The sequence below is a fragment of the Lysobacter sp. TAB13 genome, from assembly GCF_052113885.1.
Classification (GTDB): domain Bacteria; phylum Pseudomonadota; class Gammaproteobacteria; order Xanthomonadales; family Xanthomonadaceae; genus Lysobacter; species Lysobacter gummosus.
Map to the genome: position 1 here is coordinate 90911 of NZ_JBFRDR010000002.1, position 25224 is coordinate 116134.

A 25224-nucleotide genomic window follows, 5' to 3' on the forward strand; every position below is an offset into this window, starting at 1 on the left:
GAGGGCTCCATTGCGGCGAAGTCGATACGACGATACGCGGCTCGGGCGCGGACCGCATCGGCGATCGCGTCATCGCCACGGCGCGCACGCCGTGACGATGACGCGGTGCTGCAGCCTCAGGCCTCGGCGGCCGCGGACTTGCGCAAGGTCTGCCAGCGCTGCGCCAACTGCGCGGCGAACAAGGTCGCGGCCGGCGGATGCGCGCGCAAGTGCAGGAACGGCTCGATGAATTCCAGCTCCATGATCCGGAACACGCCTGCGTCCACGACGCCGTCCACGCGCACGTAGGCTTGATCGCGATGGCCCAGTTCAGCCACCGCCTGCAGTGCGCGCTGCGCCGAGGCGAGAATGTGCGGGCTCGGCGCGGTGACATCGGCGGTGCCGCCGAAATAGGTCTGCACGCGGTAGTCGTCGCTGCCGGGCTTCTTGAGCACGGCGTGGCTGTAGACGCCGCCGAAGAACAGCAGCGACCACTCGCCTTCCTCGACGATCTGCGGCATGAACGGCTGCACCAGATAGTCGAGCTCGCGCGGCAGGCTCGCGAGCGCTTGCTGGAACTCGGCGCTGCCGACGCGGCCGCGCACGGTATGCCAGGCGCCGCCGCTCACGCTGGGCTTGACCACGACCTCGCCGCTCATCGACGCCAGCGCCGTTTCCAGCTCGGCGCCGCGCGCCAGCGTGGTCGGGATGATCGGCACGTCGAGTTTCGCCAGATCGAGCAGATAGCGCTTGTCGCTGTTCCAGATCAGCAGCGGTAGCGGATTGACGATGACCGCGCCGAGCTCGGCGATGCGCGCGTACCAGCCGAGAAACTCGGTGTAGTGCTGGAAATAATCCCAGGTGCTGCGCACCAGCAGCGCATCGAACGCGGACCAGTCCACCGACGGGTCGTTCCACATGCGCGGGGTGGACTCGATGCCGTGCGCGCGCAGCGCGGCGACCAGGCCGTGGTCGTCGTCGTCGATGTCGGGATGGACTTGCGAGGTGACCAAGGCGATGGACAGCGGTGGATCGAAGTGCGGCGATGGGATCGGCATGGGGTCGCCCGATACGGCGGTGGGAGAGACGGAACCGGGAGTGGGAACATTGGACGCAGGCATAACGCCTCCTTGATCGGGAGGGCGCCCTTGCTCGGCATCGCGGATCGAGCGTGGCGGAGCGTGTGGACTCCGTCGCAGCACCCCTCGGCCCGGATCGCGCCGCGGCCGAGGGCCGGCGGCGCGTGGAATGCATCGCGTTGCGGGCGATGCGGGACCAATGGTTCGACAGGCGGTCGCGATGTGTCAACCCGATTCGGCGCGCGATCGCGGCGACGGCGCGAAATGGCGAAAGCTTCGCGCGCGGGTTTGGATGGGTGCAAGAATTTGGCGCTGTTTGGATGCGCGCGGGCTTGAGTGTGTTGCGGTGAAGCGGGCGTTCGCGCGAGATGGGAGTGCTGAGGCTTCAGCGGCATCTTTCCAGACCGTCATTCCCGCGAAGGCGGGAATCCAGAGACTTCAACGTGGTCCTTCCAGACCGTCATTCCCGCGAACGCGGGAATCTAGCGACTTCAAACGTTCTCGCACGAAAGGCACTGGATTCCCGCGTTCGCGGGAATGACGAGCAAGAGCAAAAGCGAATCCCCCCTGGCCCCCCTTTTTCAAAGGGGGGAACTCGCTCTTGAAAGGGCGACATCTCTTGGGACGAGGGAAGCCACGGCATCGAGCCGAAGCCAAACGAATCGCGCCAATGCAAACCGTCAGCGCACTGCATTCACCTCAACCTTTCCGATCAATACCCAGCCGCCTGCCCATCCTTACGCGACTCACTCGCCCCGACATACCCGCCGTTGGGATTTACCATGATCGCCTGATACCCGCCATAAGGCCCCAGCGCCGTGCGCACGCTATGCCCGCGCCGCATCAGCTCGCGAATGGTTTCGTACGGATATCCGGTTTCCAGATCCACCTCGCCGCCGTCGCTCATCGCCTCCGCCTGCCCGGCCGGTTCGGTCGAGCCGTCGTGCTGGATGCGCGGTGCGTCGCCGGCTTCCTGCAGGTTCATGCCGAAGTCGATCAGGTTCATCAGGATCTGCGCATGGCCCTGCGGCTGCATCGCACCGCCCATCACGCCGAACGACAGCCACGGCTTACCCTGCTTGGTCACGAACGCGGGAATGATGGTGTGGAACGGGCGCTTGCCCGGGGCGAAGGAATTGGGATGGCCTTCCTTGAGCACGAACTGCTCGCCGCGGTCCTGGAAGATGAAACCCAGCCCCGGCGCCGCCATGCCGCTGCCCATGCCGCGGTAGTTGGATTGGATCAGCGACACCATCATGCCGTCGGCATCGGCCACGGTCATGTAGATGGTGTCGCCCTGATCGAGCTGCTGGGGCGTGGCCGGCTGCACTTCGCGCAGGGCCTTGTCCATCGAGATCAGCTTGCGCCGCTGCGCGGCGTAGTCCTTGGAGATCAGCTTGGCCACCGGCGAGGATTTTTCGAACGCCGGGTCGGCGTACCAGCGCGCGCGGTCGGCGAAGGCGAGCTTCTTGGCCTCGGTGAACAAGTGCACGTGTTCGACGCTGCCGAAGCCGTACGACTTCAGGTCGTAGGCTTCCAGAATATTGAGGATCTGCAGGGCGGCGATGCCCTGGCCGTTGGGCGGCAGTTCCCATAAGTCGTAGCCGCGGTAATTGCTGCTGACCGGCTCGACCCACTCGCCGTGGTGCGAAGCCAGATCCTCGTAACTCAGGAACCCGCCGTTGGCCTTGAAGTAAGCATCGATGGTGCGGGCGATGTCGCCCTTGTAGAACGCGTCGCGGCCGCCCTTGGCGATCTGTTCCAGGGTGTTGGCCAGATTCGGGTTCTTCCACATCTCGCCCACGCGCGGGGCGCGGCCGTCGATGGTGAACTGCTCCTTGAAGCCGGGCCACTTCGACAACTTGGGCACCGAGGCGTTCCAGTAGTAGGCGATTACCTCGTGCACCGGATGGCCTTCGCGGGCGTAGCGGATCGCCGGCGCCAGGTCTTCGGCGATCGGCTTGCGGCCGAAGCGTTCGTGTAGGGCGAACCAGCCGTCGACCGCGCCGGGCACGGTCACCGGCAGCGGCCCGGTCGGCGGGATTTCCTTGAGGCCGCGTTTCTGGAATTCGGCCAGGGTCAGCGACTTGGGCGAACGGCCCGAGCCGTTGTAGCCGTATAGTTTTTTGGTTTTCGGATCCCACACGATCGCGAACAGATCGCCGCCGACTCCGCTGCCGGTGGGCTCCATCAGCCCGAGCGCGGCATTGGCGGCGATCGCCGCGTCCACCGCGCTGCCGCCGGCCTTCATCACGTCCAGCGCGATCTGCGTGGTCAGCGGATGCGAGGTCGCGGCCATCGCGTGCGGCGCGTAGACCTCGCTGCGGGTGGCGAAGGGCTTGCCGCTGATGCGGTCGGCGGCGCTGGCGGTGGAGGGCAGGGCGAAGACGCAGGCCAGGGCGAGCGCGAGCGGCGCGAGCAACGCCGTGCGGCGACGCGGTGCGGTGTTCGGTGATGACATTGCGGGTCTCTCCAGATGAACGCCGACGATAGCGCAGGCATGCGCCCGCCCGCGTAGGCCGAAGGTCGAGGTCGGTCGAACATGAATGCGCGTTCCTCGGGTCCGCCCCAGTTGTCGCCTGCGCGTACGGCCGCGTAGGTTTGCGATCAAGCGACCGGGGAGTAGCACCAGATGAGCGTCCAGCTGCAGCCGACCCAGCTTCAACCCAACTGGCAGAACCCGGCCGAGGTGCTGCCGCCCGCGGCGCAGCCGCTGCCGCCGCTGCAGCCCGAGGCCGGTCCGTTCACCCTGGAAGCCAGCTATCACCCGCAACTGCTGGGCGTGAACGCGCGGCCGGGGCCGGCGGCGAACGCCGCGCCCGATCCGCTGTCGTTCGATCAGCAACTGCGCGGCAAGGATTCGCAGCCGATCGACCTGCAGATGGCCGAGCTGTCGCAGGCGGTCTACAACCCCGACACCAAGCAGGTCGGCAACTGGACCCGCCTGGACGATGCCCAGCTAAGCCAGGCCGGCATCGATCCCAAGTCGCTGGAAAATTCCGATACCGGCTTCCGCGCCGGCATCTACAGCGACGGCAACGGCAAGTACGTGGTCGCCTACGCCGGTTCCAACGATCTGCAGGACTGGATCAACAACGCGCGCCAGGGCATCGGCTGGGATTCCAAGCAGTACGACCAGGCCGTGCAGCTGGCGCGCGACGCACAACAAGCCTTCGGCGAGAACATGGTCATCACCGGCCATTCGCTCGGCGGCGGTCTGGCCGCGGCCGCGGCGTTGGCCACCGACACCACCGCGGTGACCTTCAACGCCGCCGGCGTGCACGACGACACCTTGCGCGGGCTGGGCCTGGACCCGGGCGCGGTCAAGAGCGATGCCGAGAACGGCCAGATCCGCCGCTACAACGTCGGCGGCGAAATCCTGACCGCGGCGCAGGAAGACGTGCCGCTGCTCAACAAGATTCCCGATGCGCCCGGGCATGAGATCACCTTGAAGGATCCGCATCCGCCGAAGTCGCCCGACTTCACCTGGAATCCGATCGAGATGGCCAAGCGCACCGCCGAGTACGTGGCCGACAAGGCCAAGCGTCCGGGCGAGCTGCACGCCATCGGCCCGTTGATCGAGGCGATGCAGACCCAGCAGCCGTGGAAGTGACACGTTTGGCTTGGCAGGCCGTGCCTGCGTGGTGACAATCGCCGCATGCGCGCCGCCACGCTTCCCCCGTTGACGATCATATGCCTGGCCCTGGCTGGCGTGGCTTGCCGAGGAGAAGCGATGGACGCCAAGCAGGCCTTTCCCGATCCGCGCAGCGCCGAACTGGCGCAGGCCGCCGCCGACGGCGACGCCGCGCGCGTGCGCAGCCTGGTCCAGGCCGGCGCCGATCCCAATGCGCACGGCGACCGCGGGGTGAACCTGCTGCAGTACGCGATGCTGGCGCATAGCCCGAGCGGCCTGCAGGCCCTGCTCGACAACGGCGCCGACCCGTCGTGGCCGGGCATGGGCGGCAGCACCGCCGTGCACGGCGCGGCGATCGCCAACGATCCGCAATACCTCGACCTGCTGCTGGCGCATCGCGCCGACCCCAACACGGCCCACGCCGAAACCGGCGAAACCCCGTTGGCGGACGCGGCCGGCCCGCGTTATCAGGCCCAGTTCGACGCCTTGCTCAAGGCCGGCGCCGACCCTGGCCGCGCCGACCGCATGGGCAATACGCCGTTGCATCAGGCGGCCAAGCTCAACGCCTCCGGGCAAGTGCTGTCCCTGCTCAAGGCCGGCGCCGACCCGCGCGCGCGCAACCGCCAGGGCGCCAGCTTCCAGGCCTTTTTGTTCAAGCTGCCCGACGACAAGCTCAACCCGCAGGCGCGGCGCGAGCGCGCTGCGGTGGTGGCATGGTTGGAGGAGCATGAGGTGGAGTTGGAGACGGGCGGGCGCTGAGGGGCGTTGCGGCGTCTTGTCAGACAGAGTCGCTCCCGCGAATCTCCGATCTGTCATTCCCACGAAGGCGGGCTCTGCATTACTTCGGCGTAGCCGAACATCCAGCGCCTTAGCGCCATCCTCAAGGCCGTCATTCCCGCGACGGCGGGAATCCAAAGCCTTCAGCGTCATCCTCAAGAACGTCATTCCCGCGAAGGCGGGAATCCAGAGCCTTCAGCGCGATCCCACCAGTCAGTCATTCCCGCGAAAGCGGAGCCCGCCTTCGCGGGAATGACGGTAGGGAGGTGCGCCTTGCCCACGGGGCACAGCCGCCCCCTCCCAACCCTAGGGCCAACCCTAGCTCGGGCCCGTACCAGCTATTTCTGCACAATCTCTCCCCATACGCTGCCGTCAAGACTGAGGAGACGGCACCGATGAGCTGGACCGATATCACCAATCCGTTGCGTTTCGCGATCGACCAGTATCTGCACCAGCAGCCGCTCCCAGTGGCGCCGCCCCTGCCCGCGCCCGTGCCGCTGCCGCCGGTCGAAGCCAAGGTCGAGCTGCCGTATTCGCCGCACGTGCCGGTGCCGCAGGCGCAGCAGACGCCCTTCAGCGATCAGTTGCGCGGCCAGCAGCCGCAGAAGGAAATCGATACCGCCCTGGCCGAACTGTCCAGCGATGTCTACGAGCCCTCGCGCACCGGCGCGGCCGGCTGGACCAAGCTGACCCCCGATCAGCTGATCAACCTCAAGGGCGCCGACGGCAAGCCCGCCGGCATCGACCCGGCCTCGTTGGACACCACCGGCACCGGCTTCCGCGCCGCGGTCTACACCAACGGCGACGGCCAGTACGTGGTCGCCTTCGCCGGCACCAACGACGCCGGCGGCGACCTCATCGCCGACGGCGGCCAGGGCTTCGGCATCAACACGCCGCAGTACAACCAGGCCGTGACCCTGGCGAAGGAAGCCGAGGCCGCGTTCGGCGACAACGTCGTGTTCACCGGCCACTCGCTCGGCGGCGGCCTGGCCTCGACCGCCGCGCTGGCCACCGGCAACACCGCGGTGACCTTCAATGCCGCCGGTCTGAGCAACGACACCCTGCGCGATCTGGGCTTCACCCCGCACGACGCCCGCTCCCAGGCCGAGAACGGCCAGATCCGCCGCTACAACGTCGATGGCGATCCGCTGACCGGCGCGCAGCAGGGCGTGGAACTGATCAACGGCATGCCCGACGCGGTCGGCTACGAACTCAACCTCGCCCATCCCGGCGGCTGGGCCAACCCGCTCACCGCGCACGGCTGCGCGACGGTGATCGAAGCGATGAAGACCCAGACCCCCACGCCGACTCCGAGCATCGAGGGCGACGAACTGAGCCTGCTCGATCGCGCCGCCGAGGACGTGTCGGAAACCGCGCTCGACCTGGTCGGCGACGCCGGCAACGAGTTCGGCGAGCTGATGGTGAACGGCTACCAGCACGGGGCCAACTTCGTCGACGACGTCAAGAACGTGGCCAACAACGAATACGCCGACGGCCGTTACTTCGACGGCACCTTCAAGCTGGCCGGCGATCTCACCGAAGGCGTGCTGAACTTCGCCGGCGATTCCGCCCACGGCGCGTTCAACCTGGCCGGCGACACCTTGCAGGGCGCCGGCGAGCTGACCGGCGGACTGATCCGCGACGTCGGCGAATACGTCGGCCTGAAAGGCACCGGCGAAACCGTCGCCGGTTGGGTCGAGGACGGCGGCGAATGGCTCGGCAATCGCGCCGAAGACCTGGGCGGCCTGACCGAAACCGTGATCGACGGCGTCGGCACCGCGGCCGAGGCGACCTTCGATTTCGCCGGCGACGTGGTCGAAGGCGGCGTCAATGTGGTCAAGGACGTCGGCAGCTTCCTCAATCCGTTCGATTGATCCGGCCCGTTCGCGCGGCGGCGATGCGTAAGCGTCGCCGCCGGCGCTCCCCTGTGATCGCATCGCGCCAGGACGCCCGTCCCGCGCGCCGGTCGCGCCGCGCGCGGCGCGAACCCGGCGCGCTTCGCATTACCCGCCGCGGCAGTGCGCTACGATCCGGCCACGGTCACCACAGCGGAGGCCTCGCGCCATGTTCCTTGCTCGATTGATGCCGCGCCGCGTGCGATCGCGGGTGATGGCCGCCGCCGTCTTGCTTATGCTGCAGGTCTGCACGGCGTGTGCGGGCCCGGGGAAAGGATCGATGCAAGCCAGCGAAGTCTTCACCGATGTGCGCAGCGCGGAACTGGCCGAAGCCGCCGCCGCCGGCAACGCGGCGCGCGTGCGCGAACTGGTCGCGGCCGGCGCCAACGCCAACGACCGCGGCGCCAAGGGCGTCACGCCGCTGCAGTGGGCGCTGTACAAGCACAGCGTGGCCGGTATGCAGGCTTTGCTAAGCGCCGGCGCGGATCCGGCGGTCGGCGCCGACGACGGCATGACCGCGGTGCATCTGGCGGCGATGGCCGACGACCCGCGTTATCTGCGATTGCTGCTCGAACACGGCGCCAGTGCCGACACGCCCAACACGGTGACCCAGGCGACGCCGCTGGTGTCGGCGCTGATGGGCGAGCGCGCGCAGAACTTCGAGGCCTTGCTCAAGGCCGGCGCCAAGCCCGATGCGGCCGATCGCATGGGCAACACGCCCTTGCATCAGGCGGCGAAGATCAACGAATTCGGCCACGCGCTGGAATTGCTGCAGGCCGGCGCCAGCCCGAACGCGCGCAATGTGCAGGGTGCGAGTTTCCAGCGTTTCATGTTCATGACGCCGGAGAAGACGCTCAACTCGCGCACTCGCGGGGAGCGCGAGGCGGTGATCGCTTGGCTGCGCGAGCATCAGATTCCTATTGAGGATGCGCAGGCTAAGTAGTCTGGCTTAAGAGCAAATCCCCCGGCGCAGCGGGGGTCTCGGCATGGGGTGGCGCGCAGGCGCCAGCCCCCTTTTTCAAAGGGGGCGAATTGTCGTGGGCTTCATCCGACTGTGCATGCCCCATCCGCGATGGTGCATGACCCACTGAGCTGTTGCTGTTCCCCCCTTTGAAAAAGGGGGGCAGGGGGGATTTGCTCTTCCCGCACCCGTCAACTACCGAGGCACCCGCCGCACCCGCTCCAGCGCCGTCTCCACATCGCTGAGCAAGGGCAGCACCAGCCCCCAATCCTGCGCCTGCGCGGCCTGTTCCAGCGCCTGCGCCGCTTCGGCCAGTTCCTGCGCGCCGACCAGCAGCGCTGCGCCCTTGATCCGGTGCGCATGCCGCTGCACTCCGGACAGGTCGCTCTCGTTGCGCGCGGTCTGCAGGCCATGCAGATCCTGCTCGCTGGCGCCGATGAAATCCGCCAGCACCTGCGCCGCGTCGCCGCCGACATCGTCGAGCAGATGCTGCAACACTCCGACATCGAGCACGCGGACGCGATCGTGGCCTTCGTCCAGCGCCGACGGCGCGCTGTCGGCGACAGCGGCGGTATGCGGCAACCAGCGGCGCAGAGTCGCGGCCAGGCGCGCGACCGCGACCGGTTTGACCAGACAATCGTCCATGCCCGCGGCCAGGCAGGCCTCGGCCTCGCCCTTCAACGCCGAAGCGGTGAGCGCGACGATCGGCGTGCGCGCCGCCTCGCTGGAGTGCGCTTCCTCCGCGCGGATCGCCCGCGCTAACCCGTAGCCGTCCAGCCCGGGCATGTGCACGTCCGACAGCACCAGCGCGTACCGGCCGCTGCGCCAGCGCTGCAGGCCTTCTTCGCCGCCGTCGACCGCTTCGCAGGCGTAACCGGCCAGGGCGAGTTGGCGCGCGATCACCAGCCGATTGGTCGGATGATCGTCGATCAACAGAATCAGGCTGCGCTCGCGCTCGGCCGTCGCCAGGTCCGGCAGCGCGCGCGGAATCAAGGTTTCGCTGGCCGGCGCCGCCGCGTCGGCCGCGGCCAGCGCGTCGGCGGCCGCGCGCGGCAGCGCCACGCGCAGGCGCATCGTGGTGCCGACGCCCGGTTCGCTGTCCATGCTGATCTCGCCGTCCATCAGCGTGGCCAGGCGCCGGCAGATCGCCAGCCCCAGGCCGGTGCCGCCGTAACGGCGCGTGGTGTCGCTTTCGGCCTGCTGGAACGGCTCGAACAAATGCCGCTGCTGTTCGGCGCTGACGCCGATGCCGGTGTCGGTGACGCGCAGGCAGAGGCGATCGCGCGCCCGACCGGCTTCGTCGGCTTCGGCCGGGCCTTCGTATTCCAGCGCCGCCTGGATCATGCCGCGCTCGGTGAACTTCACCGCGTTGGAAAGGAAATTGCCGAGGATCTGCCGCAGCCGCAGCGCGTCGGCGTAGTGCGCCGGCGCGATCGCCGCGTCGATGTGGCAGCTCATCTGCACGCCGCGGCTGGCCGCCGCGCCGAGAAAACCGGCGACCGTGGTGCGCAGCAGCGCCGACAGGTCGGCAGGTTCCGGCGACAGCTCCAGCCGTCCGGCTTCGATCTTCGAAAAATCCAGGATGTCGCCGATGATCCGCAGCAGCGATTGCGAGGACTGCTGGATCACTTCCAGCGCGCGGCGTTGCTCGGGATCCAGGCGCGAATGCGACAGCACTTCGATCATCCCGGTCACGCCGATCATCGGCGTGCGGATCTCGTGGCTCATCGCCGCCAGGAACGAGGACTTGGCGCGGCTGGCGTCCTGCGCGCGCGCTTCGCTGGCGCGCAGCGCGCGCTCCAGGCGCTTGAGCGCGCTCAGGTCGGCGGCGACCACCAGCAGGCCCGGTGCTTCGTCCTCGCTGTCGCCGGTGGCCGAGACCGCGACCAGCGCCGGCACCCAGGTGCCGTTGCGATGACGCAGCCGGGTTTCGCGCGGCTCGGCCTGGGCGCGGGCGAGTTCGCGCAGCGCGGTCCAGTCGGCGGCGACCGGGCGGCCCAGTTGCTCGCTCAGCTCGCTCGCCAGCGTCTGCAAGGCGCGCGCTTCGAAGATGCGATGCAGATGCTCGCGCCCGATCAACTCCGATTCGCGGATGCCCAGCAGGCGTTCGGCGAAGGGATTGACCAGGCTGAAGCGGCCCTCGGCGTCGACCGCCAGGATCGCGGTCTGCGCCGAATCCAGCAGCGAGGCCTGGAAGCGTTCGCGGCGTTCCAGTTCGGCGCGGGTGCGTTCGTTGCGGATCAGCTGGCCGGTGAGCTCGGTCTCGAAGCCCAGCACGTCGCGGCGCATGTCGATGAAGGCCTGCATCACCACGCCCAACTCGCCCGGCGGCAGTTCGCCGGGTTCGGCGGTGTAGTCGTGCTCGCGCATGCGTCGCGCCAGCCAGGTGAGTTTGTCGATGCCGCGAGAGGCGTTGCGCAGCACGCGCCGGCCGACCAGCGCGGCGATCGCCAGCGCCAGCAGCGACACCGCGATGCGCAGCATGCTGACCCGCTCGCTGCGCACGATGTCGGCGCGCACCACCTTGTCGGCCTGGACCAGTTCCAGGTCCGACAGCATCTGCATGCGCTGGGTCAGCGGATCGATCGCCGGATACAGGCGGTGATCGGCGAATTGCCCCAGCGCCTTGATGTCGCGCCGGTGCAGGATGCCGCGCAGTTCCAGCGCGGCGGCGTCGGCGGTGCGGCGCGCCTGCGCGGCGGCGTGCAGTTGCTCGCTTTCCTGCGGTGTGTGCGGCAGCGATTGCAGGCGCAGCCAGGCCTGATCGATGCGGCGGCGCGCGTTATCGACCCGCTCCAGGCCCTCGTCCCAGCCGACCAGATCGTTGCGCACGCGGAAGGTGGTATCGACCACGTCCAGGCCGTAGGCGTCGGACACGGTCTTGATCAGGCGCAGGCCGAGCAGGGCGTCGTCCTGCAAGGTCTGCAGGGTGCGGCGCGCGCGGTACTGCTCGAACTCGTCGAGCAGCAGCACGCTGGTCCCGGCGAGCAGGAACAGGGCGAACAAGCCCCAGAGCTGGCGGCGGATGCTGTAGCGGTCCAGCCAGGCGAACATGGCGCCTCAGTACTCGGGCCGGCGCCAGCGACCGAGCATGGCCGGCAATTCCTCGCCGGGCACCGCGTCGCCGATCAGCCGCCCCTGCGCGATCGCGCAACCCAGCTCGGCCAGCATCTGCCAGTCCTCGATGGTTTCCACGCCCTCGGCCACCGCGTCCAGGCCGAGCTTGCGCGCCAGGTCCAGGCTGGCCTCGACCACCGCGCGCTTGCGCGGCTGCTGACAGGCGCCGGCGACGAACTCCTGATCGATCTTCAATTCGGTGAACGGCACCTGCGAGAGTTGCGACAGCGACGACCAGCCGGTGCCGAAGTCGTCGATCGACAGGCCGAAGCCCTTGAGCCGCAAGCGCGCCAGCACGCCCAGCCCGCGCGCGGCGTCGGCCATCAGCGAGCTTTCGGTCAGTTCCAGCACCACTTCGCCCGCGTCCACGCCGGCCTCGCGGACGATGCGCTGATAACGGTCGGCGGCGCCGGCGTCGTCCAGGGTCGAGGCCGAGACGTTGACCGACAGTTTCAGGCGCAGGCCGTCGCGGTCCCATTCGCGCTTCCAGCGGCAGGCCCGGGCGAGCATGCGTTCGGTGAGTTCGTCGAGCAGGCCTTCGCCTTCCAGCACCGGCATGAAGTACTGCGGCAGGATCACCCGGCCGTCGCGGTGGCACCAGCGCGCCAGCGCTTCCACGCCGATGACCCGGCCGTTGCTCAGTTCGACCTGGGGTTGGAACCAGGGGACGATGTCGCCGTTGGTCAGGGCGCGGCGCAGTTCGGCGGGGGCGATTTCGCCCGGCGGGGTTTCTTCCACGCTGGCCTTGGTCTGGCCCAGGGAGGATAGGGCGTCGAACAGTTTGGCTTTCGTCAGCGGTTTGGGCACCGCGTCGAGCACGCGCAGACCGCAGGCGCGGGCCATCGTCTGCACGGTGTGGAGCAGGGCGGCGTCCAGCGCGCTGACCACTAGGATCGAGCGCGCCAGTTGTTCGCGCGCCAGATGGTCGATGAATTCGATCCCGTCCATGCCGGGCATGTCCAGATCGACCATCACCACGTCCGGCGGCTGCGCCTGCGCTTGCAGCAGGCGCAAGGCCGAGGCGCCGTCGGCGGCTTCCAGCAGGCGGTCGATGCCCAGTTCGGCGAGCAGGCGCAGGGCCATGCGGCGCTGGAAGCCGTGATCTTCGACTACCAGGACACTCAATGCCGATATGGACATCCGCTCCCCGACCGCGCATGCAACGACAGACCGGCGCTACGCAGCGCGCGCACGGTCTTGGACGGCCGACTTTAGCCGCGTCCCTGAGTCAACGGGAACGGCGGCGACGAACGGTCGCCATCGACGTTACCGATCGCGCCGCGGGCGCGGTGTGAACCTTGTAGCGGTTGCGCATCGGGCGTCGCATCGACGCCCGCGCGTGTTCCAAGCCGAGGCGGGAAACGGGCTTCGCCGACGCCCGCGCATCGCGCGCTGTCAGCGCCGGCTCAGGGCCAGGCCGGCGGATTGGCCGCCCACGCCTTCTGCACTTCGGCCAGGGTGGCGCGATCGGCCACGCGCCAGTCCGGCAGCAGGCTGGCGTAGGCCGAAGTGTCGCGCCACTGGTCCGGCTCGCTGCGCACCGCGGCGGCGTACCACTGCACCGCTTCGTCCTTGCGGCCCAGCGTCCACAAGGCGACGGCGTAGGTCGGCGGCATCCACGAAGCGTTGACCGTGCGCGCGTTGTGCAGGGTCGTCCACTGCTTGAAGGCTTCCTCGCCGGCGCCGGAGCGGTACAGATCCCAGGCGTAGTTCCAGGTGATCGAACGCCAGTAGGTGCTGCCGCTGTCCACTTCGCGCAGGGCGCGTGCGTAGAGCTGGCGGCCGAGTTCGTTGCGTCCGGCTTCCATCGCCAGATGCCCCAGCTGGGCGGCTTCGTTGGGCGCGTGGGCCTTGCGTTCGAGAATCTTGGCCAGGCGCTCCATCGCCGCTTCGCCGGTTTCGCGCACGGCGATCACCGGTTTGACGGTCTGGGCGTCGGCATCGAAATAGAATTCGTTAGGCTTGGGCAGGTTTTGCGCGCCGGCGGCGCCGGACGCGAGAGCCGTGGCGAGTGCCGCGGCCAACAGCAGATTGCGGATAGGCATGTACGTGGGTCCCCCTTGGGCGGCTACATGCTAACCGCTGATATGCACGATCTATGAATCCGCGCACATAATTTCTTTACCCAATGCTGGCGCAGGACTGACCCGGCGTGCTCGCAGCGGCGAATGGCGACGCAGTTCACGGCGCCCGCCGCGGGCCCAGTGGCCGTGCCGGGGCGGCCCGGTGCCGGGCCGTCCCATGCAAAATCGCCGCGCCGCGCGGACTATTCAGCCGGCTTGAGCACCACCCGGTCCAGCGCCCACAGCGGATCGTGGCCGCCGCTGGCGAACACGAAGCACAGGTCGTGGCGGCCTTCCAGCTTGGGCAGTTCGGCTTCCAGGGTGGTCAGGCCGTCGGACTTGCGCGCCGCGGCCAGCGGCAGGCGCGCGATCGGCGCGCTTTTGCAGTCGTCCAGGCGCACTTCCAGCGAGCCGCCGAGGGTGGCCTTGCGGGTCACGATCTTGCTGGTGTCGTGCCACAGCTGGAAGTTGTACGGCACCTGCCCGACCGTGGCCTGGATGCGGGCCACGCCGTCGAGCTGCACTGCCGGGTAGATCCAACACGGGTCGATCAGGTTGACCGTGAGCGCGGCGCGCGCGCCGTCGCGGCCGCCGTCGCGCGCGGCGTCGTCCTCCAGGCGCAGGTTGTAGCCTTCGCGGCAGGGCTTGAGCGCGGCGCTGCTGCGGGCGCTGAGGTCGGACAGGTCCTTGGCGCTGAACCGGCGCGGCGCCGACAGCGCGCGGCCGTCCAGGAAGGTGGTCGCGATCAGGTCCAGCGGCGGCGTCGCCGGCAGCGGCTGCGAATACAGCGGCGAGTTGGCGTCCGGCGCGGCGCCGTCGGTGCGGTAGCGGATTTCGCCGAACCCGGCCTGGTTGGACAGCGTCAGCTGCGCGTTGTCGGCCTTGAAGTCGACCGCGTAGGCGACGTCGCTGGCCTGCACGCCCTGCGCCCGATAGCGCGCGAACTGCGGCGCCAGGCGGTGCTGGAAATCGTTCCAGTCGCGGCTCGACGCCGGCGACCAGACCACTTCCGACAACGCGTCCAGGCGCGGGTACAGCGCCTTTTGGACCAGATCGAAGGTGCGCCTATGTTCGACCCACAAATTGCCCTGTCCGCCGATCACGCGCTTGGCCTGCTGCGCATCGAGCCCCGGCGGAATCATCTGGAAGTCGTAGAACGCGCGCAGCGTGCTGACCGGGAAGCGGCCGCTGGGCTCGTCGTCGCGATCGCTCTGCACGTAATCCAGATACAGCTTGCGATCGGGCGCGACGACCACGTCGTGACCTTCGCGCGCCGCTTCCAGCGCGCCGGCGTCGCCGCGCCAGGACATCACCGTCGCGCTCGCCGGCAGCTTGCCGCCTTCGAGGATTTCGTCCCAGCCCAGCAAGATCCGGTCGTGTTCCTGCAGATGCTTGCCGATGCGGCCGACGAACCAGCTCTGCAGCGCCATCTCGTTCTTCAGGCCCAGCGACTTGATCTTCGCCTGCACCTGCTTGGAGGCGATCCACTGATCCTTGGCCGCCTCGTCGCCGCCGATGTGGATGTACTTCGACGGAAACAGCCCGGCGACTTCGTCGAGCACGTTCTCAAGGAAAGTGAAAGTCGAATCGTCCACACCGAACAGATACGTGTGCACGCCCCAGTCCGGCGACACCCGCGGCGCCTTGCGCACCACGTCGTTCACGCCGAGCTTGGGATAGGCGGCGATCGCCGCCTGCGCATGCCCGGGCATTTCGATTTCCGGCACCACGGTGATGTGGCGCGCGGCGGCGTAGGCGACCACGTCGCGGATCTGCTCTTGCGTGTAGTAACCGCAGTACTGCTGCGGCTTGCCGTCGGCGCCGCGGCCGTTGGCGCCGGCCAGGACGCGGCAGCCGCCGACTTCGGTCAGGCGCGGGTATTGCTTGATCTCGATGCGCCAGCCCTGGTCGTCGGTGAGATGCCAGTGGAAGGTATTGAGTTTGTGCAGCGCCATCTGGTCGAGCACCGATTTGACTTCATCGACGCTGCGGAAGTGGCGCGCGACATCCAGCATCAGCCCGCGCCAGACGAACGCCGGCGCGTCGTTGATGCGCTGCGCGGCGATGCGCGTGGCGCCTTGTCCGCCGTCGGCGGTGGCCAGCTGCCACAGACTGACCGCGCCGTAGAACAGCCCGGCTTCGGTGCGCGCGCTCAGGCGCACAGTGTCGGCCTGGACGTCGAGCTCATAGGCTTCATCGCCGATGGTCAGGTTCGGATCGATGTTGAGCCAGACCGCGCCGCGGCCGCCGGGCGCTTCGGTGACGGCCGGAGCGAAGCCGCGCAGGGCCTGCACGCGCTGGGCGAAGTAGTCCGCGACGCGGCGCTCGCCGGGCTGTCCGGGCTTGATGCGGATCGGCGTATTCGCATCGAAGACGAAGCTGCCGCGGCCGGCGACGATCTGCAGCGGGCGGGGAATGATCGCGCTGGGATGCGCGGCGTTCGAATCGGCGGGCGCGGCCGCTTGGTCGCCGGTCGCGGCGCTGTCGCTGCGCGGCGTGGCGCTGGTGCAGGCGGCCAACGCGGCGGCGAGGGTGGCGGCGGCGAACAGGTGGCGGGTCGTGCGCGTCTTCATCGTGGACTGGCTCCGTGGAAGGCGTCGTGCGAACAGATCGGAAAGCGGTGTTCGATCGGCGCTGTTTGAGGCGTGCGAAGAAAAGTGTGCGAGGTCTTTTGTGGGAGGGGCTTTAGCCCCGATGCCTTTCGTTCCGACGCGGTGATCAGAAAGAAGAGCATCGGGGCTGAAGCCCCTCTCACAAAAGATTCCGCGACAACGAATCAGGAATCAGGCGTCTTCAAAGCGCCGAAGCCCGGCACGCGAGTACCGGGCTTCGGATGTGACCGGCTAAACGACTGCGCGAACGCTTTCGCCTCGCCCCCGACACGCGCCGGCCCGATGGCCGGCGCGCGCGGTATTGCATCGATCGCAGGACGTACCGATCAGAACTTGAAGCGGAACGAGGCCATGAAGCGGCGGCCGGTGTGGAAACGCTGCGCCACCAGTTCTTCGCGGCCCAGGTACTGCAGATACTCTTCGTCGAGCAGGTTCATGCCTTCCAGCGACACGGTCAGGCGTTCGTCGAAGGTCCAGCTCACGCTCGCGCCGAGTTCGGCGTAATCGTTGACGCTGGCCGGCGGCGCGCCGGCGACGTAACCGCCGGCCAGGTAATCGCTGCGCCAGTTGTACGACAGGCGCGCCGCGAACGGGCCGTGCTCGTAGTACGGGCTGATCGCGACGCTGTCGCGCGACTGGTACGGCAGCTTGGTGCCGCCGGAGCCTTCGCCGTCGGCGTAGGTGTAGTTCGCGGTCAGGCCGAAGCCGGTGTCGCCGAAGGGCTGCTGATAGCTCAGGTTGAAGCCCTTGACCTTGCCCTTGCCGGCGTTCTTCGGACGGATGATGCTGTAGTCGCAGAAGCCGTCGGTGGTGCAGCCGTTGGTGCCGACGATCTGGCTCTGGTAACGCGCCGGCGTGGTCTGGGCGTTGGAGTTGAACTGACGCTCGGTCGCCGCGTCGCTGGAGATGTAATTGTCGATGTCCTTGTAGAACACCGACGCCGCCAACACCGCCTGCGGGGCGAAGTACCACTCGGCCGACAGGTTGAAGTTGGTCGATTCGTACGGGTCAAGGTCCGAATTACCGCCGGAGCCGGTGAAAGTCGAATCGTTGAGGAAGGTGTTGTGCGTGAGCTGGTTGTACGGCGCCCACGCCACCACCTTGGCCGCGCCGAAGCGGAACAGCACGTCCGCGCCGGTGTCGTAGACCACGTTCAACGACGGCAGGGTGAAGTCTTGCTTCTTCGAGGTGTGGCGCTGCTTGGACGCGAGGTTGTCCAGGCTCGGCGCGCCGCCGGGCTCGAAGGCCACCGCGTCGGTCTTGGATTCGACGTAACGCACGCCGAAGTTGCCGCGCCATCCGCCCGAAGAGAAATCCAACTGCGCGTAACCGGCGGTGTTGGTCTGCTCGACGTTGAAGGTGTTGTTGAGGAAGCTGCCGGCGTCCGGACGCAGGATGCCGCGGTACTGGTTGACGTAGTCGATGACGTTCTGGCGGCCGACCTGGACGTGGCGGCCCGAGCCGTTGTTGAGATCGCGCAGGCTGGTCGGGCCGATGGTGCCGACGGTGTTCAGATCGGCGACCGGCAGGCCCACGTACACGTTCTGCACGTAGTCTTCTTCGTGCTTGCCGCGACGCACGCCGAACTGCAGGTTGTTGAACACGCTGTCGAAGCGGACGTTGAAGTCCACCTGGGCGTAGTTGTCCTTGGTCTCGGTGTCGATCACACCGTAGTTGCCCATGAAGCCGTCGCCGGCCCAGTTGGCCGGGTTCTGCGCCGCGGCCGGGTTGTCGAAGCTCAGGCCGCGCTTGGCGTCCCAGCTGTAGCCGCCCATGAAGACCGGTTCGATGAACCACTGTTCCAGGGTGTTGTCGGACTTGCTCGCGCCGAGCTGGGCGGACACGCCCCAGGTATCGGTCTGATACTTGCCGTGCAGGTCCACGCCCTTGGTGACCGGCTCGGACGCGCGCACGTTGTTGTCGTAGAACACCGGATTGGCGTTGCTGTGGCCGCCGGTGGCGACGCCGCCGGAGGTGGTGAGGCGATCGACCGCGGCCGGGCGCTGGGTCAGGAAGTTGTAGACCGACTGGTTGTAGTTGTCGAAACTTTCCTTGATGTACAGCCCGCTCAGGCCGAACTCCAGTTCGTCGCTGGGCTTGAACTGCAGGTTGACGTTGAGGCTGTCGCGCTTGCGGCTCTGCTGGAACCAGGCGGCGTTGATGAAGTTCGGCACGTCGATGTTGGCCGCCGCGCCCGTCTGGTTCGGGAACGCGCTGGCCTTGACGTAGCCGAACACTTCCGTGCCCTGGCGATCGACGTCTTCTTCGAAATGCTGCGCGGCGATGTTGAAGCCGAAGTTGCTGTCGCTGTTCTTCCAGCTGTAGACGATCGAACCGCTGGGCCGGGTGTCGCCGCCCTGATCGTTCTTGTTGAAGCTCAGGGAACCGGCGATGGAGTTGGCATCCATGTCCAGCGGCTGGCGGGTGTGCATGAGCACGGTGCCGCCCAGGCTGCCTTCGGTGATGCGCGCTTCGGAGGACTTGATCACTTCCAGGCGGCCGAGGATTTCCGGCGCGAGCAGGGTGTAGTCGAAGCCGCGGTTGGGCTGCTCGCCGTACAGCCAGATCGATTGCGCGACCGGATGGTTGTCGAGGAAGGTCAGGTTGAGGCTGGGGTCGGTGCCGTCGATGCTGACGCGTTCGCCCTGGCCGAAACGGCGATCGAGCGAGACGCCGGGAATCTGCGACATCGCTTCGGCGACGTTGGTGTTGGCGAACTTGCCGATGTCCTCGGCGGTGATCGCCTCCGACACGGTCACGTTGGCCCGCTTGGTGTCGAGCGACTTTTCCAGGCTGGCGCGGATGCCGGTGACGACGACGGTGTCGAGGTCGGTGGCCTGCGTTGCGGCCGGCTGGGCGTCTTGAGCGATCGCCAGGCCGGGACCCATGCATAGAGCTGCGACGATGCTGGCTGACAAGATGGTCTTGCGCGCTTTCATTTTGTTCCTCCCTCGGGCGGTGATGGCTCTGCGATCGTCCGGGGACCGGTTCGTCGCGAAGTCCTGTTTTCGTTGCGAAACGTTTTTGATTCGATGCCTTGCGCGATGCGGTGGCGGGTGACCGCCCGGCCGCGTCGGGTGTTGCCGATACCGCTTACCGCTTCGTCGCGCCGCCGCGTGCAATGCGCGGCGGTGCGCCGTTTACCGCTGCGTCGCAGGCCGCGCCGGCGACGAAGGTGGGGTCAGAACGAAAAACTCATCGACGCCATGTAGCGGCGGCCGCTGGTGTATTCGTTCAAGGGCAGACTCTTGTCGCCCAGGTACTGCGTGTACTTCTCGTTGAGCAGGTTCTGCGCGTCCAGGCGCACGGTGCAGTGCTCGTTGAACGCCCAGCCGACGCTGGCGCCCAGGTCGGTGTAGTCGTCCACGCTCGCCGGCGGCGCGCCGGCGACATAACCGCCGGCCAGGTAATGGCTGCGCCAGCCGTAGCTGATGCGCGCGGTCAGCGGGCCCTTTTCGTAGTACGGACTGACCGTCACCGATTCCTTGGACTGATACGGCAGCTCATCGCCCTGCTCGCTCTTGCCCTTGGCGTAGGTGTAGTTGCTGGTGATGCCGAACCCGGTTTCGCCGAACGGCATCTGCAGCGCGAGGTTGAAGCCCTTGATGGTCGCCGCGCCGCCGTTGCGCGGACGCAGCACGGCGTAATCGCAGAAGCCGTCGGCGGTGCAGCCGTTGCGGCCGAGCAGGGCGCTGTTCCAGCGCGCCGGATCGATGTCGCGCAGGGAGTTGAAGTAACGCTCCTTGCCGTTGTCCAGGTTCACGAAGTTGCTGATGTCCTTGTAGAACACCGACAAGGCCAGTGCGGATTCGGGCGCGAAGTACCACTCCAGCGATGCGTTGAAGTTGTTGGACTGATACGGATCGAGCTTGGAGTTGCCGCCGGTGCCGGTGAGCAGGCCGTCGTCGAGGAAGGTCGCGTCCACCAGCTGGCGGTACGGCGCCCAGGCCACCACCTTGGAGGCGCTGGCGCGGATCACCCAGTCGTCGGCGATGTCGTAGACCACGTTGAGCGAGGGCAGCCAATAGTCGTTCTTGTTGCTGCGCGTGACCCACCATCCGGCCTGCGGCGGCAGCACCGGCTGGCTACCGGCGAGCTCGTAGCTGCTGGTCTCGATATCGGCCTGGACATGGCGCACGCCAAGATTGCCGTGCAGACGGTCCTGGCTGAAGTTCAGCTGCGCATAGGCGGCGGTGTTGGTCTGCTCGACGTGGAAGGTGTTGTTGAGGTAATTGCCCGGATCGCTGTTGTTGAACGAGTAATCGATGTTGCGGCCGTTGACCCAGTTGATCACGTCGCTGCGGCTGAGCTGCAGGTGATGCGCATGGCTGGGCGAGAAGCCGCCGAAATCCTTGAGGATGTCGGTGTAGCCGGAAGTGCCTATGTCGGCCAGGGTGGTGTTGGCGGCGATGTCGAACACGTTGAGGCTGTTGGACTCCTCGTGCTTGTGCCGGCGCAGGCCCACTTCCAGCTGGTTGAAGAAGCCGTTGAAGTTGACGCTGAAATCGACCTGGGCGTAGCGGTCCTTGGCCTCGATCTGGAAGAAGTTGACGTTGCCGATCGAATCGGTGGCGCCCCAGTTGCGCGGATCGCGCGAACCGGCGACATCGTCGAAGAACACGCCCTTGCTGATGTCCCAGCGATACGGGCCGGTGTAGGTCGACTGCAGCAGGTAGGTGCGCATGTTGTCGTTGGTGGCCTTGCTCTGGCCGACCTGACCGTTGACCTTCCAGCCATCGCCGCGGAAGCTGCCGCGCAGGTCCACGCCCTTGGTTTCCACTTCCGACACGCGCGCGTTGGCGTCGTAGAACACCCGCGCGTTCGGCCCGGAGTGGCCGCTGGTGACCACGTTGTTGGCGCCGAGCTTGAGCTGATCGACCGAGTCGGCGCGATCGCTGAGGAAGTTGTAGACCGACTGGTTGTAGTTGTCGAAGCTTTCCTTGATGTACAGTGTGTCGAGGTTGAACTCCAGCGCGCTGCTGGGCTTGAACTGCAGGTTCAGCGCGAGGCTGTCGCGTTCGCGATCCTGCTGGAACCAGGCGGCGTTGACGAAGTTCGGTACGCGCGCGCCGGCCGGCACTTGCGCGGCGGCGTTGGGAAACGTCGACGGCGGCACGTAGCTGAAGATCTCCACGCCCTGGCGGTCGACGCGTTCTTCGAAATGCTGCGCGGCGACGTTGAAGCCGAAGGTTTCCTGCGCGTTCTTCCAGCTGTACAAACCCGAGGCGGTGGGTTTGCCCTTGCTGGCCTGGTCGTTGTAGCTATAGCCGACGGTGCCGCTGAAAGTGTTGGCGTCGAGGTCCAGAGGCTTGCGCGTATACATCAGCACGGTGCCGCCAAGGCTGCCTTCGGGCAGCTTGGCTTCCGGCGATTTGTAGACTTCCATGCGCCCGATCAACTCGGACGCGATCAGGGTGTGGTCGAAGCCGCGATTGGGCTGCTCGCCGTGCAGCCACGGCGTTTGCGCCAGCGGATGGCCGTCGAGAAAGGTCAGGTTGAGGCTGGGGTCGGTGCCGTCGATGCTGACGCGCTCGCCCTGGCCGAAACGGCGGTCGATGGTGACGCCGGGAATCTGCGTCATCGCTTCGGCGACGTTGGTGTTGGGAAACTTGCCGATGTCCTCGGCGGTGATCGCCTCGACCACGGCATCGGCGCTGCGCTTGGTCTCCAACGATTTTTGCAGACTGGCGCGGATGCCTTGCACCACCACCGCGTCGATGTCGGTCGCATCCGTCGCCGGCTTGGCGTCCTGGGCGGAGGTGGGCTGCGCGGCGTCCTGTGCCGGGGCGATGGACGAAGCCATCGCCAGAATCGCGAAGATGCTTGCGGACAGGATGGTTTTGCGCGCTTTCATTGGCTACTCCTCCCTCGACATTGATTGGCCCGGCGATCGACCGGGCAGGTCGGTTCGTCGCGAAGCCGGTTGTGCGAAATCAGGCGTGCAGCGGGTTGTTGCCGAACCGTTCCGGGCAGGCGTCGCCCGGTGTGCAGCGGTGTTTCGCGTTCGCCGCCCGCTCGCGGTGGCGGGCGGCGTGGCGAATGCGCGGTTACTGCGGGTGTTGTCGCGGCGCGCCGAGAGCGTCTTGCCCGGACTGCGCCAGGTGTTCCAGGTACCAGCTCGCCGCGCCGATCACGCCGAGGCGTTCGTTCTCGATCAACCGCACCGGCACGCGTTCGAGCACCGGACGCATCACGCCCTTGTCGAGCATCCGCGCGTGGAACGCGCTGTCGGGCACGAAGTCCTTGAGCTGCGGCAGGATGCCGCCGGCGATGAACACCGCGTTGGCGCGGCTGATCACCACCAGATCGCCGATCACGCTGCCCAGCAGCGCGCAGAAGGTCAGCACTGCTTCGCGGGCCAGCGTTTCGCTGCGGCGCGCGGCTTCGGTGATCGCTGCCGGCGCGCGCAGCGAGGCTTCCACGCCGCTGAGCGTGCACAGCGCGCTGTAGAGGTTCACCAGCCCAGGGCCGGAGACGAAGTATTCCGTCGGCACGTGGGTCTGGCCGCGTTGCTGGGCCAGGCGCAGCATTTCCACTTCGCGGCCGTTGCCCGGCGCGAACGCGGTATGGCCCGGTTCGGTCGGCAGCACCACGGTGGAATGGCCGTGCGGAATGCGCAGCGCCGCGCCCAGGCCGGTGCCCGGGCCGATCACCAGCACCGGACCGGGCCCGGAATCGGCTTCGCTCACGCCCGGCGTGAGCAGGGTGGAGTCGTCCGGCGCCATGCATTGCGCGGCGTTGGCGTTGGCCTGGAAGTCGTTGATGACCAGCACTTCGTGCAGGCCCAGTTCGCTGCGCAACTGCGACAGCGAGATGCGCCAGGGCAGATTGGAATTGACCACTTCGTCGTCGAGCACGACGCCGGCGGTGGCGATCACCACCCGGTCCACGCCGACGCCGTTGCCGGCGATGAATTCGGCCAGGATCGCGGCCAGGCCGGGGTAGTCGGCGCACACGTATTTGCGGTGCGCGAGCACGGCCACGGTGGATTCGCCGCCATGGCCCGGACGTACCAGGCCGACACGGGTGTGCGTACCGCCGACATCGGCGGCGATAAAAGTATTCATGTTCGCGGGCATCGTTCGCTTGAGCTGAGGCGCAGCGCTCATGCTCGCACCCATCCGCCCGGCGCGGTCGCGCCGATGCGTTCGTGCCGGGGCATGGAAACCCCGTGCCTGCTTCCCCCAAACAATGCCTTCAACAGCCCGTCCCACTGCATGCGCCCTCCACGGCTGCCCATCGGTTTCCCCTGGCGGCGCCGAGATTGCTCCGGCTTTGACAACGTTGTCAACAAACGTCGTCAAAAGTGTCATCCGGCTGCGCAAACCGTGTACTCGCGCCATTTTTAATGATGCGACGCAACATGCGGCCGCGCGCCGGAGATCACGTTCTGGCGCGGGTTTCAGCCGTTTCGTCCCGGTTCGGTTGGCAGGAGCCGGGCAGATGTGACAACGTTGGGCCGTCGCTTGTCGTGCCGGTCAACCGGGACAGGCGACGCGTGGCGGGCGTCACCCGCTGCTCTGGGAGGGGATGTCTCATGTCGGTTTCCAACGCCAGCGCTCAGCCGCGGTATCTCGGCTCGATCGCGATCATCGGCGCGCTGTTCTTCGTGTTCGGTTTCGTCACCTGGCTCAACGGGCCGTTGATCACCTTCGCCCAGCTCGCCTTCGACCTCGATGAGGTCGGCGCCTTCCTGGTGCCGATGGCGTTCTATCTGTCGTACTTCTTCCTGGCCCTGCCGTCGTCGGCGATCCTGCGCCGCACCGGCATGAAGCGCGGCATGGCGCTGGGCCTGCTGGTCATGGCGATCGGCGCGGCGGTGTTCGGCGAGTACACCACCCAGCGCTGGTATCCGGGCGCGCTCGGCGGCCTGTTCGTGATCGGCGCGGGCCTGGCGGTGCTGCAGACCGCGGTCAATCCCTACATCAGCATCCTCGGCCCGATCGAAGGCGCGGCGCAGCGCATCGCGGTGATGGGCATCTGCAACAAGGTCGCCGGCATCCTGGCGCCGCTGCTGCTGGGCGCGCTGGTGCTGCACGGCATGGGCGATCTGGCCGCGCAGGTGAAGGCGGCCGATCCTGCGACCAAGGCGCAGTTGCTCGACACCTTCGCTTCCAGCATCCACGCGCCGTATCTGGTCATGGCCGGATTGCTGGCGTTGCTGGCGGTCGGCGTGCTGTTTTCGCCGTTACCGGAACTGCGCGCGGCCGAGGCCAATCGCGCTTCGAACGGCGAAAACGGCGGCCGCACCAACCTGTTCCAGTACCCGCACCTGTGGCTGGGCGCGCTGTGCATTTTCGTCTACGTCGGCGTGGAAGTGATGGCCGGCGACGCCATCGGCACCTACGGCCACAGCTTCGGTCTGCCGCTGGACAAGACCAAGTTCTTCACCTCGCTGACGCTGGGCGGGATGCTGGTCGGCTACGTGGTCGGGCTGATCGTGATTCCGCGCTTCATCTCGCAGGAGCGTTACCTGAGTCTGTCGGCGGTGCTCGGCGTGGTGTTGTCGATCGGCGCCTTCGTCACTCACGGTTATGTGTCGGTGGCCTTCGTCGCCACGCTGGGTTTCGCCAACGCGATGATGTGGCCGGCGATCTTTCCGCTGGGCATTCGCGGTCTGGGCCGGCATACCGAGGTCGGTTCGGCGGTGATGGTGATGGGTATCGCCGGCGGCGCGGTGGTGCCGCAGCTGTTCGCCGCGCTCAAGCAGCACATGGACTTCCAGCTGGTGTTCTTGCTGCTGATGGTGCCTTGCTATCTGTACATCCTGTACTTCGCCAAGGCCGGGCATAAGGTCGGGCTGCGCGATCGCGGCGCGGTGTCGGAGGGGGCGGTGGCGGCTTCTTCGAATTGAGGTTTGCTGGGGGGAGAGCAAAAGCAAATCCCCCCTACCCCCCTTTTTCAAAGGGGGGAATCCGGCCGGCTCTGCGGACCCACCGTTGCCGAGGCTGTTCCCCCCTTTGAAAAAGGGGGGCAGGGGGGATTTGCTCTTAAGCCCCATCCCAGCCCATTCAGCCCCACCCGGACGGTCAAATTTTTACCACCGCGTTTAAAACGCCGGCGCCGCCCGCAATCGCCGCTGGCCGCTGCGACGGCGCTTCGGTATC

The 25224-nt window shown here is 67.3% G+C and carries 14 protein-coding genes and 1 riboswitch; of the genes, 5 read left to right on the forward strand and 9 right to left on the reverse strand.

The genetic code is table 11. From position 1 onward, the window contains the following. Positions 1-116: 116 nt before the first annotated feature. Positions 117-1037 (reverse strand): ATP-grasp domain-containing protein, encoded by a 921-nt coding sequence (locus tag AB4Y92_RS03200; RefSeq protein WP_441818336.1) that lies wholly within the window; start codon positions 1035-1037, stop codon positions 117-119. 75 nt (positions 1038-1112) lie between these two features. Beyond that, a riboswitch (S-adenosyl-L-homocysteine riboswitch) is annotated at positions 1113-1192 on the reverse strand. A 578-nt stretch (positions 1193-1770) separates the two neighbouring features. Beyond that, positions 1771-3519, reverse strand: coding sequence for a gamma-glutamyltransferase (gene ggt / locus AB4Y92_RS03205; protein WP_441818337.1), 1749 nt, complete (start codon positions 3517-3519; stop codon positions 1771-1773). A 171-nt stretch (positions 3520-3690) separates the two neighbouring features. Between ggt and AB4Y92_RS03210 the strand changes: the two genes are divergently transcribed. The 4 genes from AB4Y92_RS03210 (at position 3691) to AB4Y92_RS03225 (ending at position 8307) form a co-directional block, all read left to right on the forward strand. Further along, on the forward strand, positions 3691-4671 hold the full coding sequence (locus tag AB4Y92_RS03210) for a hypothetical protein (RefSeq protein ID WP_441818338.1): 981 nt from the start codon (positions 3691-3693) through the stop codon (positions 4669-4671). A gap of 120 nt (positions 4672-4791) precedes the next feature. Beyond that, a complete protein-coding gene (locus AB4Y92_RS03215; protein WP_441818339.1) occupies positions 4792-5451 on the forward strand; it encodes an ankyrin repeat domain-containing protein in 660 nt (219 codons plus the stop codon). Between the two features lie 413 nt (positions 5452-5864). Further along, positions 5865-7343 (forward strand): hypothetical protein, encoded by a 1479-nt coding sequence (locus AB4Y92_RS03220; protein WP_441818340.1) that lies wholly within the window; start codon positions 5865-5867, stop codon positions 7341-7343. Between the two features lie 301 nt (positions 7344-7644). Further along, positions 7645-8307 (forward strand): ankyrin repeat domain-containing protein, encoded by a 663-nt coding sequence (locus tag AB4Y92_RS03225; RefSeq protein WP_441818341.1) that lies wholly within the window; start codon positions 7645-7647, stop codon positions 8305-8307. Between the two features lie 213 nt (positions 8308-8520). On the opposite strand, the gene AB4Y92_RS03230 is transcribed toward AB4Y92_RS03225, so the two are convergent. The 7 genes from AB4Y92_RS03230 to AB4Y92_RS03260 all read right to left on the reverse strand — a co-directional run bounded on the left by AB4Y92_RS03230 (position 8521) and on the right by AB4Y92_RS03260 (position 23460). Next, on the reverse strand, positions 8521-11379 hold the full coding sequence (locus AB4Y92_RS03230; protein WP_441818342.1) for an ATP-binding protein: 2859 nt from the start codon (positions 11377-11379) through the stop codon (positions 8521-8523). Positions 11380-11385: 6 nt separating this feature from the next. Further along, complete coding sequence (locus AB4Y92_RS03235; RefSeq protein ID WP_441818343.1) at positions 11386-12567, reverse strand: EAL domain-containing response regulator; 1182 nt, start codon at positions 12565-12567, stop codon at positions 11386-11388. A gap of 281 nt (positions 12568-12848) precedes the next feature. After that, entirely contained in the window at positions 12849-13487 is a 639-nt protein-coding gene (locus AB4Y92_RS03240; RefSeq protein WP_441818344.1) for a tetratricopeptide repeat protein, read from the reverse strand. A gap of 221 nt (positions 13488-13708) precedes the next feature. Next, positions 13709-16078: a family 20 glycosylhydrolase gene (locus tag AB4Y92_RS03245; RefSeq protein WP_441818345.1), complete on the reverse strand. Its 2370-nt coding sequence runs from the start codon at positions 16076-16078 to the stop codon at positions 13709-13711. Between the two features lie 365 nt (positions 16079-16443). After that, positions 16444-19056, reverse strand: coding sequence for a TonB-dependent receptor (locus AB4Y92_RS03250; RefSeq protein WP_441818346.1), 2613 nt, complete (start codon positions 19054-19056; stop codon positions 16444-16446). A gap of 242 nt (positions 19057-19298) precedes the next feature. After that, positions 19299-21971, reverse strand: a complete 2673-nt coding sequence (locus AB4Y92_RS03255) for a TonB-dependent receptor (RefSeq protein WP_441818347.1) — start codon at positions 21969-21971, stop codon at positions 19299-19301. Positions 21972-22164: 193 nt separating this feature from the next. Then, positions 22165-23460, reverse strand: coding sequence for a glucokinase (locus AB4Y92_RS03260; protein ID WP_441818348.1), 1296 nt, complete (start codon positions 23458-23460; stop codon positions 22165-22167). Positions 23461-23654: 194 nt separating this feature from the next. Here AB4Y92_RS03260 and AB4Y92_RS03265 point away from each other — a divergent pair, with 194 nt between their 5' ends. Beyond that, a complete protein-coding gene (locus tag AB4Y92_RS03265) occupies positions 23655-24971 on the forward strand; it encodes a sugar MFS transporter (protein WP_441818349.1) in 1317 nt (438 codons plus the stop codon). Positions 24972-25224 lie beyond the last annotated feature (253 nt).

Coding starts and splice junctions, on each gene's coding strand:
- AB4Y92_RS03230 (WP_441818342.1), bottom strand. CDS start 11,379: ATGTTCGCCTGGCTGGACCGCTACAGCATCCGCCGCCAGCTCTGGGGC.
- AB4Y92_RS03265 (WP_441818349.1), top strand. CDS start 23,655: ATGTCGGTTTCCAACGCCAGCGCTCAGCCGCGGTATCTCGGCTCGATC.
- AB4Y92_RS03240 (WP_441818344.1), bottom strand. CDS start 13,487: ATGCCTATCCGCAATCTGCTGTTGGCCGCGGCACTCGCCACGGCTCTC.
- AB4Y92_RS03255 (WP_441818347.1), bottom strand. CDS start 21,971: ATGAAAGCGCGCAAAACCATCCTGTCCGCAAGCATCTTCGCGATTCTG.
- AB4Y92_RS03215 (WP_441818339.1), top strand. CDS start 4,792: ATGGACGCCAAGCAGGCCTTTCCCGATCCGCGCAGCGCCGAACTGGCG.
- AB4Y92_RS03225 (WP_441818341.1), top strand. CDS start 7,645: ATGCAAGCCAGCGAAGTCTTCACCGATGTGCGCAGCGCGGAACTGGCC.
- AB4Y92_RS03250 (WP_441818346.1), bottom strand. CDS start 19,056: ATGAAAGCGCGCAAGACCATCTTGTCAGCCAGCATCGTCGCAGCTCTA.
- ggt (WP_441818337.1), bottom strand. CDS start 3,519: ATGTCATCACCGAACACCGCACCGCGTCGCCGCACGGCGTTGCTCGCG.
- AB4Y92_RS03210 (WP_441818338.1), top strand. CDS start 3,691: ATGAGCGTCCAGCTGCAGCCGACCCAGCTTCAACCCAACTGGCAGAAC.
- AB4Y92_RS03260 (WP_441818348.1), bottom strand. CDS start 23,460: ATGGCGCGAGTACACGGTTTGCGCAGCCGGATGACACTTTTGACGACG.
- AB4Y92_RS03245 (WP_441818345.1), bottom strand. CDS start 16,078: ATGAAGACGCGCACGACCCGCCACCTGTTCGCCGCCGCCACCCTCGCC.
- AB4Y92_RS03220 (WP_441818340.1), top strand. CDS start 5,865: ATGAGCTGGACCGATATCACCAATCCGTTGCGTTTCGCGATCGACCAG.
- AB4Y92_RS03200 (WP_441818336.1), bottom strand. CDS start 1,037: ATGCCGATCCCATCGCCGCACTTCGATCCACCGCTGTCCATCGCCTTG.